This window comes from Enterobacter sp. 18A13 (assembly GCF_007035975.1).
GTDB classification, from domain to species: Bacteria; Pseudomonadota; Gammaproteobacteria; order Enterobacterales; family Enterobacteriaceae; genus Enterobacter; species Enterobacter vonholyi.
This window is the reverse complement of the sequence record NZ_AP019634.1, coordinates 4,012,704-4,024,883: the sequence shown is the minus strand read 5'-3', so window position 1 is coordinate 4,024,883 and position 12,180 is coordinate 4,012,704. Positions and strand designations below refer to the sequence as shown.

At 55.2% G+C, this 12,180-nt stretch carries 12 protein-coding genes; 6 read left to right on the top strand and 6 right to left on the bottom strand.

Going from position 1 to position 12,180, the window contains the following annotated elements:
- Window positions 1–46: 46 nt before the first annotated feature.
- A complete protein-coding gene (locus FOY93_RS19395) occupies window positions 47–895 on the bottom strand; it encodes a dihydrodipicolinate synthase family protein (protein WP_143345569.1) in 849 nt (282 codons plus the stop codon).
- Between the two features lie 12 nt (window positions 896–907).
- On the bottom strand, window positions 908–1,594 hold the full coding sequence (locus FOY93_RS19390) for a B3/B4 domain-containing protein (protein ID WP_143345568.1): 687 nt from the start codon (window positions 1,592–1,594) through the stop codon (window positions 908–910).
- A 42-nt stretch (window positions 1,595–1,636) separates the two neighbouring features.
- On the opposite strand from FOY93_RS19390, the gene FOY93_RS19385 reads away from it, so the two are divergent.
- Window positions 1,637–2,239, top strand: coding sequence for a helix-turn-helix domain-containing protein (locus tag FOY93_RS19385; RefSeq protein WP_143345567.1), 603 nt, complete (start codon window positions 1,637–1,639; stop codon window positions 2,237–2,239).
- A gap of 40 nt (window positions 2,240–2,279) precedes the next feature.
- On the opposite strand, the gene ygjG is transcribed toward FOY93_RS19385, so the two are convergent.
- Window positions 2,280–3,659, bottom strand: coding sequence for a putrescine aminotransferase (ygjG, locus tag FOY93_RS19380; RefSeq protein ID WP_042715413.1), 1,380 nt, complete (start codon window positions 3,657–3,659; stop codon window positions 2,280–2,282).
- Between the two features lie 436 nt (window positions 3,660–4,095).
- Between ygjG and FOY93_RS19375 the strand changes: the two genes are divergently transcribed.
- Both FOY93_RS19375 and FOY93_RS19370 read left to right on the top strand, forming a co-directional pair.
- On the top strand, window positions 4,096–5,616 hold the full coding sequence (locus FOY93_RS19375; RefSeq protein ID WP_143345566.1) for a methyl-accepting chemotaxis protein: 1,521 nt from the start codon (window positions 4,096–4,098) through the stop codon (window positions 5,614–5,616).
- 337 nt (window positions 5,617–5,953) lie between these two features.
- On the top strand, window positions 5,954–7,513 hold the full coding sequence (locus tag FOY93_RS19370; protein WP_136195059.1) for a methyl-accepting chemotaxis protein: 1,560 nt from the start codon (window positions 5,954–5,956) through the stop codon (window positions 7,511–7,513).
- Here the strand turns inward: FOY93_RS19370 and FOY93_RS19365 are convergent.
- Complete coding sequence (locus FOY93_RS19365) at window positions 7,510–8,004, bottom strand: PadR family transcriptional regulator (RefSeq protein ID WP_143345565.1); 495 nt, start codon at window positions 8,002–8,004, stop codon at window positions 7,510–7,512. The two genes, FOY93_RS19370 and FOY93_RS19365, sit on opposite strands and share 4 nt — an antisense overlap.
- A gap of 147 nt (window positions 8,005–8,151) precedes the next feature.
- On the opposite strand from FOY93_RS19365, the gene FOY93_RS19360 reads away from it, so the two are divergent.
- Window positions 8,152–8,916, top strand: a complete 765-nt coding sequence (locus FOY93_RS19360) for a siderophore-interacting protein (RefSeq protein ID WP_143345564.1) — start codon at window positions 8,152–8,154, stop codon at window positions 8,914–8,916.
- Here FOY93_RS19360 and FOY93_RS19355 read toward each other — a convergent pair whose 3' ends face one another.
- Together FOY93_RS19355 and FOY93_RS19350 are read right to left on the bottom strand one after the other, a co-directional pair.
- Window positions 8,917–10,086 carry a DNA repair protein gene (locus FOY93_RS19355; RefSeq protein WP_143345563.1) on the bottom strand — a complete coding sequence of 390 codons (1,170 nt, stop codon included), beginning with the start codon at window positions 10,084–10,086 and terminating at the stop codon, window positions 8,917–8,919.
- Between the two features lie 387 nt (window positions 10,087–10,473).
- Window positions 10,474–10,965 (bottom strand): Hcp family type VI secretion system effector, encoded by a 492-nt coding sequence (locus tag FOY93_RS19350; RefSeq protein WP_127732361.1) that lies wholly within the window; start codon window positions 10,963–10,965, stop codon window positions 10,474–10,476.
- Between the two features lie 208 nt (window positions 10,966–11,173).
- Here FOY93_RS19350 and FOY93_RS19345 point away from each other — a divergent pair, with 208 nt between their 5' ends.
- Together FOY93_RS19345 and FOY93_RS19340 are read left to right on the top strand one after the other, a co-directional pair.
- Window positions 11,174–11,566 (top strand): polymorphic toxin type 44 domain-containing protein, encoded by a 393-nt coding sequence (locus FOY93_RS19345; RefSeq protein ID WP_127732359.1) that lies wholly within the window; start codon window positions 11,174–11,176, stop codon window positions 11,564–11,566.
- Window positions 11,544–12,017 (top strand): hypothetical protein, encoded by a 474-nt coding sequence (locus tag FOY93_RS19340; RefSeq protein WP_143345562.1) that lies wholly within the window; start codon window positions 11,544–11,546, stop codon window positions 12,015–12,017. The genes FOY93_RS19345 and FOY93_RS19340 overlap by 23 nt, the downstream gene beginning before the upstream one ends.
- Window positions 12,018–12,180 lie beyond the last annotated feature (163 nt).

Sequence of the window (12,180 nt, the reverse complement as noted above, 5' to 3'; positions counted from 1 at the left end):
ATAAAAGTGTTGTAGGCCGGGTAAGCGCAGCGCCACCCGGCATTTTTCAAACCAGCTCCAGATGGGCAAGTAATCTCGCGAGCGCTTCACGCGGCTCACCCTGAACCGCCTGCAAGGGGAACGGCAACGCGGGTGCAGCCACTTTTCCCATCATCTCTGCCGCCGCCGCGATAACCCGTAAGCTGCCGTAGTGACGGAACAATTCCCACAGTGGCTCTAATCGCTCGGATTGGGCAGTCTCTTTCGAACGGGCAATCGCCAGCGCTGTTTGCGGTAACAATCCGCCGAGCACCGAGTACCAGACGTCAAACCCGGCCTGCAGGGCAGAGGCCGCTCGCCAGTCGCCGGCGATGCCCAGCGTGACTGTCTCAGGAAGACGGGCGCGTACCTGCGACAGGTCTTCCGGCACGCGACCAAGCTTAATGGATCCCACATTCGGCAGGGCCGCGACGGAAAATAACAATTCATCGCTAAACGCAAACCCGGTGGTGGCCGGATTATCGTAAATGCACAACGGTATGGAGAGCTGGCGGGTCACCGTTTCATAGAGATTAAACACTTCGTCTTCCGTTAATCGCTGGTAGGACACGGGGGCCATCAGCACGCCGGAGACACCTGCCGCCTGCGCGTCGTCAGCCAGACGCAGTATATCGTCCAGCCGGAGTGCGCCAATGCTGACGATGACCGGAATATCATCAGCATGCGCCACCGCGCAGCGTGCGATCCGACCGCGCTCTTCTACAGTCAGATAGGCATAGCTTCCCGTTGAGCCGAGAATGCCCAGAGAATCCACGCCAGCGTCGACCACGGGGCGCAGAAGATTGATGAAGGATTGCTCGTCAAACGTCCCCTCTTTCAGGGGCGTTAACGGAAAAGCGCTTAACCCGTAAAACATCGTGTTGTCCTCTTACAGCGTGAGCATCTGAACCTGAGCCGTGGCCCCCGGCATCAGCCGCTGCAGGTTGTTGACCAGCTCATCTCCCGCCTCATCCAGCGCCGCAAGCGGCATCGACGGCAGGCTTTCAAGAATAAACCACATGGATTGCGCCTGGCTATCAAGGCGCGTCCGTATCCCCTGGCGCCAGTTCCAGCGGCGGCAGGTAACGCCAGTATCGTCGCGCCAGATAACCTCGCCCGGTTCCGGATGTTCCACCACCGGCTGTCCCTCTTTGAAGGTATCAAATGGCTCGCTGCCTTCGGCAAGCGTCAGACGTGGCGTACCCGAATAAGCCGCGAGATTTTCTCCGCCGACCGGAATGGCGTAGCGAATACTCACCGCGTTATAGATATCCACCACCGGATCCAGCGGCGGCAGCGAGCCATCTTTCAGGACCCGCTTACGCAGGGCGGATGCCGAGCAGGGCGTGCGTTTCGGTTTCGCGCCGAAGGCTTTAAACACTTCATCCCAGCCTGAAAGGTGTGCATCAGCCCAGGGCACATCATCATTAATCATCTGCTGGCAGGCCTGCGCCAGCGCGGCAGCCGCCACCTCCGGGTGGGTAATTGGCGCAGCTTCAACCAGAATGCTCAGCGCCCGAAAGCCTGGGGCAATCCCGGCAAGACGTGAGTCTATTGACGGCGTAACGAGAGACATAAATAATCCTGTATTGACTGTTTTATACCATGGTAGTGACCAATGACTGATAAAGTCAATATAATGACTGCGCACGGGGCCGATGTTGCCCAGGTAAGCCTGGCCGTGGCGAACCGCATACGCAACTGGCGCAAAGAGAAAAAGCTATCTCTGGACGAGCTGTCCCGCCGCGCAAGCGTCAGCAAAGGCATGCTGGTAGAGATCGAAAAGGGCGCAGCCAACCCCAGTATCGCCATCTTGTGCAAACTGGCTGCCGCGCTCGGTATCTCAGTGGCGGATATCGTTAACGTCACCAGCGAGCCGCTGGTGCATGTTATCGAAGAAGAGACTATTCCGGTGCTGTGGCAGGGCGAACAGGGTGGACGCGCCAGACTGCTGGCGGGAACGGCAGGCCCGGATATGATTGAGTTATGGCAATGGGAGATGCAGCCGGGGGAGCGTTTTACCTCTCCGGGGCACCCGGCGGGAACCTTTGAGCTGTTGCACGTGAACGAAGGCGTTTTAACGCTGACGGTGGATGAGACGGTAACCCAAGTTAACGCTGGCGCATCGGCTGTGGCGAAAACGGAAGCGGCGCACGGCTACGCCAATGAGGGCGATACCGTGCTTCGCTTCACCATGACGGTGGCGGAATTTCACCGCTAAAAAACCGGGCCTACAAACGCCTGTAGGCCCGGTGATTTTTTTACGCCTCTTCCACGCTCACCCGCAGCGCTGCCAGCGCTTTACGCGCCGCTTTCAGCACCTGCTCGCACTGCTCAATCGTCAGAGTCAGCGGCGGTTCAATGCGGATGGTTTTCGAGTTGTTGAGCGTTCCGGCCACCAGCACCCGCTGGCGGAACATCTCGCTCGCAAAGCTGTAGCCGATTTCGTTGTCGACAAACTCAATCGCCATCAGCATCCCTTTGCCGCGCGCCTCCTGTACAAGGTCAGGGTATTCCCGGCCCAGCTGGCGGAAGCCGTCCAGCAGCATGTCGCCTTTCTGCTCCGCCTGCGCGGGCAGGTTTTGCTCCAGCAGCACGTTGATGGTCGCCAGCGCCGCTGCGCAGGCCAGCGGGTTACCGCCAAAGGTGGTGGTATGCAGGAACGGATTGTCGAACAGCACCGAGAACACCTCTTCAGTAGCAACCGTCGCGCCAATCGGCATCACGCCGCCGCCAAGCGCCTTCGCCAGACACAGTATGTCCGGCTGCACGTTCTCGTGCTCGCAGGCAAACATTTTGCCGGTGCGCCCCATCCCGGTCTGGACTTCGTCGAGGATCAGCAGCGCGCCAAACTCATCGCACAGCTGACGCACGGCAGGCAGATAGCCCTGCGGAGGGAGGATCACGCCGCCTTCACCCTGAATCGGCTCCAGGATCACCGCCGCCACGTCATCGCCGGTTTTACGGCATTCACTCAGCACGGTGCGCATGGCGTTAATGTCGCCGAACGGCACGTGGCGGAAGCCCGGCAGCAGCGGCATAAACGGTTTGCGGAAGGTGGATTTGGCGGTAGCGGACAGTGCGCCCAGGGATTTACCGTGGAACGCGCCGCTGGTGGCGATAAAGGTGAATTTCCCGCGCGGCGACTGGTACGCTTTGGCGAGCTTTATCGCCGCTTCGACCGATTCCGTGCCGCTGTTGCTAAAGAAGCTGTATTTCAGTTTGCCGGGCGTTAAGGCCGCCAGCGTTTTCGCGAGCATGGCGCGAAGCGGGTCGAGCAGTTCCTGGCTATGGAGAGGTTGTTTCGCAAGTTGATTCTGTACGGCGGAAACCACAACTGGATTACGGTGCCCCACGTTGAAGATACCAAAACCACCAAGGCAATCGATAAACTCCTGTCCCTGGGTGTCGACAAGCGTGTTAAGACTCCCCGCTTGCCACTCTACGGCTCCGTAATCCCCGCCGGCGGTAACAGATTTGCGATACTCCAGAAACCCTGGATTGACGTGCTCTTTAAAGTAATCGATGACCTCTCGGTTAAGTTGTTTCATCTCCTCATGATCAAGCGTTCGCTTCTCAATGAGATTCAGTGCGTGCGCGGTACAGGCAAGAGCCGAGGCGCTGGAAGGTAACCTGTTCAAAATGTGCTCCCGGGGATCGCGTATCACATGATACTGGTTTAAGTATTGCAGGGATTACGCCACTTCAGATGCCTTAATGAAAATCGGGATAAACGCCAGGTTAAAATAATGTTGCACAATATTTAATCATGCCGAAGCAACCGAAACGGGATTTAGCGGTACAGGACAGATAAGGATAAATGGGGGCGAAAAAGCGCAACTGCACTAAAGAAGTGCATTCGCTGCAACTTAAGTGGGCGTTAACTGGTCATGCTTTATAGGTAATTTCTTTGTGAAAGTATTTGAAATCAATGAATTATAAATTCGTACAAAAAGTATGGTTTAAGTGAAATCTGCGATCTTCATCAAGTTTAACAACTAAAGATAAATTGTTTACCGCCGAAAAAACATTGACCCACAAAATTAACATTCAAATAACCTGCAAGGGATGCCCACGATGTCCTCTCCAACCTATGTCACCCAGAATGAATATCCTCTGGACGATGACACCACCTTAATGTCTACCACAGACGTCCACAGCTACATCACTCACGCCAACGACACTTTTGTGCAGGTGAGCGGCTACCGGCTTGATGAGCTGACGGGCCAGCCGCACAACCTGGTACGCCACCCCGACATGCCAAAAGCCGCGTTTGCCGATATGTGGTACACGCTGCAGCAGGGCGAACCGTGGAGTGGGATTGTCAAAAACCGGCGCAAAAACGGCGATCACTACTGGGTGCGTGCTAACGCAGTGCCGATGGTGCGCCACGGGCAGGTCACGGGCTATATGTCCATTCGCACCAAAGCCACGGCGGAAGAGATTGCCACCGTGGAACCGCTCTACCGGGCGCTCAACGACGGGAGCTGTAAGAAACGTGTGTACAAGGGGCTGGTGGTTGGAAAAGGCTGGCTGGGCAAACTGCCTGCTATGCCGCTGCGCTGGCGCGTGCGCAGCGTGATGGCGGTGCTCTTTGCCCTACTCGCCTCCACCCTGGCGGTGACCTCCGCCGGGTGGATGCCGCTCGTTGCTGCTGCGGTGGTGATGCTGCTGGGGACGCTGCTCTTTGAGCAACAGATTGTCCGCCCGGTAGAGAATGTGGCTCGACAGGCGCTGAAAGTCGCAACCGGTGAGCGCAACAGCGTGCAGCATCTGAACCGCAGCGACGAGCTGGGGCTGACGCTGCGCGCGGTAGGGCAGCTTGGCCTGATGTGCCGCTGGTTGATTAATGACGTGTCGAGCCAGGTGGTTAGCGTCCGCGACGGCAGCGACAGGCTGGCGCAGGGAAATGAAGATCTGAACGATCGGACCCGTCAGACCGTGGCGAACGTGCAGCAGACCGTCGCGACAATGAATCAGATGGCCGCATCCGTTCAGAGTAACTCCGAAACCGCCGCCGAGGTGGACAAACTCTCCGTGGCCGCGAGCAGCGCGGCGACAAAAGGAGGCAATGCGATGCAGACCGTCGTTAAAACGATGGATGATATTGCCGACAGCACGCAGCGAATTGGCTCAATTACCTCCCTGATTAACGACATCGCTTTCCAGACCAATATTCTGGCGCTGAACGCGGCGGTTGAAGCGGCTAGGGCAGGCGAGCAGGGAAAAGGTTTTGCCGTGGTCGCGGGCGAAGTCCGCCATCTCGCCAGCCGCAGCGCCAGTGCCGCGAATGATATTCGTAAACTCATTGATGCCAGCGCCAGCAAGGTGCAGTCCGGCTCTGAGCAGGTGCATGCCGCAGGCCGTACGATGGATGATATTGTGGTACAGGTGAAAAACGTGACGCAGCTTATCGCCCAGATCAGCCACGCGACCTCCGAGCAGGCAACCGGACTCTCTGAGCTGACCCGTGCGGTGGCTGAACTCGACAGCATTACGCAGAAAAACGCCGACCTGGTCGAGGAGAGCGCACACATTTCTGCGATGGTGAAGCATCGCGCCGGACGTCTCAAGGATGCGGTGACTGTGCTTCATTGAGCCAGTAATGTTCCAAAAAAAGCCGTTTATTTCGTAAGGAATAAACGGCTTTTTATTTTCTGCTTGTGACTATTAATGTATTTTATTGTTAATCTAATATTAAATAACTAAAGAAAGTGCCTCAGTTATTTATCCCTGCCTAAGTCAATTATCCAGAAGGCTATTTTGAAAAATGCCTCTCTGGTGGTCTGGTAACGATCAATGGGGCAATATTAATAGCCTCTACCTATCCATTGTGTGGGTTATGAAATAAAAAAACGATCAAACTCATAAAGTTAGCGAAATCGTTACCGATAACAGCGATCGTCTGAGAAATAATCACATCGATGGAGAAAATATGTTCTTACATGACGTAAAGATCGGCACGAAATTATTTCTGGCGTTTGGGTTCTTTATTGTCCTGATGGCGATAAGCGCGAGCCTGTCTCTGCTGAGTCTGAACCGGGCTAATAACGGGATGCAATCCATTATTACCAGTGATTATCCGACCACGGTAAAAGCGAACCAGTTAATTGATAACTTCCAGGAATTTATTAGCACTCAACAGCTGATGCTGCTGGACGAGCAGGGCACCTACACTGGGCAATCTCAGCAGCGCCTGAAAGAGATCAGCGAGCATATCACGGTGATCCTGGGAGAGCTGAACACCGCGTTGCAGGATCAAAAGTCTCAGCAGGTGCTGGCGGAGATCCGCAGCGTGCGTCAGCAGTATCTGGACTCGCGCTACCGCATTTTGCAGGCGGTGCAGAACAACAATCGTGCGGGCGCCATTCAGGAGATGATGACCACCACCCTCGCCGTGCAGCAGGCTTATAAAGCGAAGGTGAAGGAGCTGATTACCATTCAAAACAGCGAGATGCAGAGCGCTGGCGCGCAGGTGGAAGGGGATTTCCGGTCTAACCGCCTGCTGTTGATCCTGCTCACGCTCTTTAGCGTCGGGGCAGGCAGCCTGATTGGCTGGTTTATCGTGCGCGCTATCACTCGTCCGCTCGGCGAGGCGGTGCATTTTGCAAAAGCCATTTCTGAGGGCGATCTCACGGGCAGCATCACGCCACACGGTAAAGACGAAACGGGTCTGCTGCTGCACGCGCTGATGGAGATGAAAACGCGACTACTGGACATTGTGCAGCAGGTGCAAACCGGCTCGGAGAATATCTCCAGCGCAGCCGCGCAGATTGTCGCCGGGAATCAGGATCTGGCCGCGCGCACGGAAGAGCAGGCCAGCTCCGTTGAACAGACCGCCGCCTCGATGGAGCAGATCACCGCGACGGTGAAAAATACCGCCTCGCATACCGGGGAAGCGACCAACCTCTCGGCTGATGCCGCCACGGTGGTCAAAAACAACGGTGAGATGATGAAGCAGGTGACCAGCAAAATGCGCCTGATTAACGAGACGTCCAACCGGATGTCCGACATTATCGACCTGATCGACGCCATTGCGTTCCAGACCAACATTCTGGCGCTGAACGCGGCGGTGGAAGCGGCGCGCGCCGGCGAGCACGGTCGCGGTTTTGCGGTGGTGGCCGGTGAAGTGCGTCAGCTTGCCCAGAAGAGCGCGTCGTCTGCCAGCGAAATCCGCGAGCTGATTGAGAGCTCTACCAGCCAGACCCAGGACGGGATGAACCTGGTTGAAAAAGCGAGTGCGTTGATCAACGGGATGGTCGGCAACGTAGAAGAGATGGACGTGATTCTGAGGGAAATCCGCCAGGCTAGCCACGAGCAGACGGAAGGTATCTCGCAGATTAACAGCGCGATTGGCCTGATTGATGCCACCACCCAGCAGAACTCCGCGCTGGTGGAGGAGTCCGTCGCGGCGGCAGCATCGCTTAATGAACAGGCGATGCACCTGAAAGAGCTGGTACGCGTCTTCCGCGTGAGCGAGCACGCTCCGGCTTAATCAAGCTGGGAGATCTCCAGCGCCGCGCGGTCAATTACGCCGATAATCTGCTTAAGCTGCGCGTCGCTGAGCTCTCCCTGATTCACCTTCAGGTCTAACACCGCTTTGAAGTTATCCAGCGCCCGCTTCATCTGCGGGTTTTTGCGTAGCTGAAAACCGACAGAACGCGCTTTGATACGCACCTGGATCTGTTCCACCTGTTCCCGGTTTTCGTCCAGCCAGCGTTGTCCTTCAGCGGTAATCGCAATCTTCTTGCGACCGTTCTCTTCTTCCGTAATGGTGATAAACGTCTGATCCTGAAGATAATCCAGGGTTGGATAGATGACCCCTGGGCTCGGGGTGTAATTCCCTTGGGTCAGGTTCTCAATCTCTTTGATCAGCTCGTAGCCGTGGCTCGCGTTGCGGGTCAGGATATCCAGAATCACCAGCCGCAGATCGCCGTGGCCGAAAAAGCGCGGCCGCCGCCCGCCGCCCTCATGTTCGTGTCGCATAGTATGCCCTTCATTTTGATATATCTAAACTATATCTAAGATATATTCAGATGCAATCTAAAAGATCTTGCATTTTTACTTATTAGTAATCATTATCATTTAAAAACTGATTTAGATATATCGTATTCACCAGAGAAGGGGCTAAAAATGGCAACTACCCGTTACCCACAGCGCGTTCGTAATGACCTGAGTTTTCGCGAGCTGACGGTGCTCCGCGTTGAGCGCGCCAGCGCGGGTTTCCAGCGCATTGTTTTAGGCGGCGAGGCGCTGGAGGGCTTTAGCTCCCGCGGTTTCGACGACCATACCAAAGTCTTTTTCCCGGTACCCGGGGCGACGTTCGTGCCGCCGGTGGTTACCGAAGAAGGCATCGACTGGGGCGACGGCGTGCGTCCGCAGGCGCGCGACTATACGCCGCTCTACGATGAGGCAGATCATGAGCTGGTTCTCGATTTCTTCATTCATGACGGCGGCATTGCCAGCAGCTGGGCGATTGAGGCGAAAGCGGGAGACAAGCTGACCATCGGCGGCCCGCGCGGCTCGCTGGTGGTGCCGGAGGATTACGCCTGGCAGCTGTACGTGTGCGATGAGTCCGGCATGCCCGCGCTGCGTCGACGCTTAGAGAGCATTGCGCAACTGCCGGTTCGCCCGGACGTTCACCCGGTCGTGACGGTTGGGGATGAATCCTATAAGGACTATCTGGCGCACCTGAGCGAGTTCAACATCACCTGGGTGGTGGGCCACAGCGAGCAGGCAGTCGCAGATCATCTGGCTGCGCTGACCGTTCCGGGGGACGATTACTTTATCTGGCTGACCGGGGAAGGGAAGGTGGTGAAAACGCTGAGCCGTCAGTTTGAAACCGACGCGATTGACCCTCAGCTGGTGCGTGCCAGCGCATACTGGCACGCCAAATAGTCACGCGGCGGAATCCAGCTGCGCTTCGCTCACCTGATGTTCGAGCGAGGCGCGGACCTCGTGCAGCGCTTTCTCCTGCTGAGCGAAGTACGCTTCCATATTGCTCAGCGACGAGACCAGAAGCCAGGACTCCTCTTTCTCCAGCTCCGCCAGCTCATTCACTAAAATGTCGATCTGCTCTCGGACCTGCGCCATTTTTTTGCGGATACGTTCCAGATCGTTCAGCCTGTCGCTTGCCATCAATGGCTCGAAGCCCTGCTGCAGGCGGGCCACCAGCGAACGAATGGCTTTCACATCGCCACGCTGCTTCGCCTGGTTGAGCTGGACCATCATCGCGTTGGCTTCCTCTTTCAGGTCGTCCGCCACCAGGTCAGGGTGGCAGAGCTTGCTCGCCTGCCGCCAGAGACGCTTCAGCTCGCTCCGATCCTCTTCCGAAAGATCCTTGCCCTTGCGCAGCCGCACTTCGGCATCGTGATGCTGCTCGCGATATTTCTCGTACTCTTCATTAGCGTCGTCGCGCGCCTGACGCGCAGGTTCCTCTTCGCGCGTTAAGCCGCTCTCCAGCTCCAGCGCTTCGGCCAGCAGGTTGGCGATGAGATTGCTTTGCTGCTCCAGATGTTTACGCGCCTCGGCTGCCTGCACGGAGTCGGCCGGGAGATCGCGCCAGCGCTGGGTGAGCGTCGTCAGCACCTCCACCGCCTGCGCCATATAGCACTGGCAGCGACGGTAATCTTCCTCGCGACGACGCGCTTCCGCCTGCTGACGACGCAGGTTAAGCTCGGCCAGGGTTTTACGCAGGGCGAGGATCTGCTGCATCAACGGCCCGAGGCGAGAGAAATAGAGATCGTTGAATTCATCAAGCTGCTGCACGCGGGCGTTGCGGCGGTCAATCAGATCGCGCAGACGCTCTTCCAGCGCCTTCAGCTCGAGCTTGCTGGCCGCCACCTGCGGATCGCGCCACTGGGTCACGGCGCGCTGGCCCTGCAGCCAGGCGGTAATGGCCGCCATGGCCGCGGTGTAGTTTTTTCCCTCAAGCGCCACGACGATTGCCTGTAGCTCATCGTCAAACGCTTCATTTTTCAGGCGTGTCAGCTGGCTCTGGATGATGTCGTCATCTTCCAGCTCAATGGCATTTTTAATGATTTCTAGCCGTTTGATCGGTGTGCTCATGATGCCTTTCGCTTTGGCGCTTAAGTATTTGAGTTAAGGTTAGTTGTTGTAAAAGCTACAGGAAATAATACACACGGATGATGATCGGCGCGATGGGGGATTTCTTTAGTTTTGCAGTTTGTGAGGGTGAGCGGCAGGCCGGGCTACGTGTGATTGATTCCGTATGTGCTTGCATAGGGTGCAGCAAAAAATCAGAGGCAATAACTGCCAGAGAATGCTTAACAGCATAAAGCATGATTAAAATACCCCAAACGTATAAGAAGTGCGGAGAGCCGGCACCGGGTGATCGCGCGAGGTATTGCCATCGAGGGAGGCTACGTGCTGGCAGACCCAAGGTGCGAAAGAATTGGCACTAAAAACAATATAGGGCGGATTAACCGCCCTTTTTTAAGCTGTTACACGCTCGTTCCACGCGTCTGAATATTGGACGTTCCCATCGCAATATTTCCAGGTGATCCGCTCATAGCGCAGCTGTACGCCCTCATTATGATTATGCATCTGTAAACCTGGCTCTTTGCAGTTATGCATAACTGGGTTAATGCTGGCTATCCGGACGTTTTCCAACAGCATGTTGAAATACTCTACCTCTTGCCCCGCATCGTTGATTTTATACCACTTAATTTCCGCGCTTTTCAGCGTCTGCCCGGTAGCTACGGCCTTATAAAGATATGGGCTGGAGCTATCAAACTCCTTTTCTATTACGAGCGGCGCATGTACGCGTGTACCGGTGATTTTGCCCGTGTTGTTATCGGTAGGAACTAACAGGCCGTGACTAAAAGAAAGCACCTCAATGCTTCCCTCGCGGTTTTGAACATCCACAGATCCATAAATCGGATTGCCGCCATCGTCTTTAAGCCACAGGTAAGCAGGAATAGCCATTTTTAAAAGTCCATTTTATGTAAAGAGAATAAACCCTCATTAACGGCTAAAAACCGATCGCAGGTGATACAAATTGTGTTATAGATTCGTGTTATTTAATCGGGTTACTTATTGATGTTGCAAATAAAATTAATAGATTGATCTCAAACAGTATCGCACCGTGCTGTTGCTCTTATGTTGCTGGTTTGCCAGGCAAAAGGGAATAACGATGGCATGTATACCGATTTACCCGCCCCGCGGGCTGGAGATATTGCGCGAACACATCAGGCTTGCGCGGGCGCGTCACGGCGTTCAGGGCATGGCCACCCCGCTTACGTATACGTGGTTTTATGAGCGAGTAAGGAACGGCGGGACGTGGGATTACAAACAACAAAAACGGGCTTACGCTGACTTCGGAAATTTTCATTACGGCGCTGTGGGTTTTGCAGCGTGCATCCCTGAAAAGATTTTGCTTATTGCCGCTGGCGCGGCGCAGTGGAAGGCCGGCACATCAAGGCCGGAATGGGGCAATTTTACGGGGGCCCCGCCGTTTGGTGATGATCCGATGGACCAATTTTGGATAAAGCAAGGCATAGACTATGTTAAGCAGCACCACTATTAAGGCGTTTAAGGCGTTGCATTGGGTGGCTACATTCACTATGGCTATCGTGATTGCGGGATACTGTTATTTTCAGCATATCCAGCGCTTAACGGTGAGTGACAAACTTTATGAGGTTCGCCAACTCACGCCCCGTACGTGGTTATATATAACTGAATATGACGGCTCGAACATGACCACAGGGGAAGTATATCGTTATTTTTTAGCAAGCAAGATTGACGGCGATCCGCTGGCGGCTCTCGAAAAACAACATATCGCCCCAACGCTTACAGCGAACACCGCCCGTGCGAAAGTTGACGGCATAGGCAAAAATATCTCATTTACTGTTTATGGCACCGTGTACAGCTTTACAACGTCCGCATTTTTTTATGATGCTGAGGGAATAGCGGCCGCGCCGTCAATCGACTTAACGGCCCGCGGCGAGGGCTGGGACAAGGGGAAATATAGTCGATAGATAATTATTTATTTAAAAATCCCCTGCGGTCGTGTCAACGAACTGATGAGACGCGTGTAAGTTTTCACGGCGTACCCGTAGCGGTTTATGGATCAAAAGTACATTGTGATTGCCCGCCGGGTATTGCCCCTCCAACTCACTGCCGGACAGTAAATATTTTTTA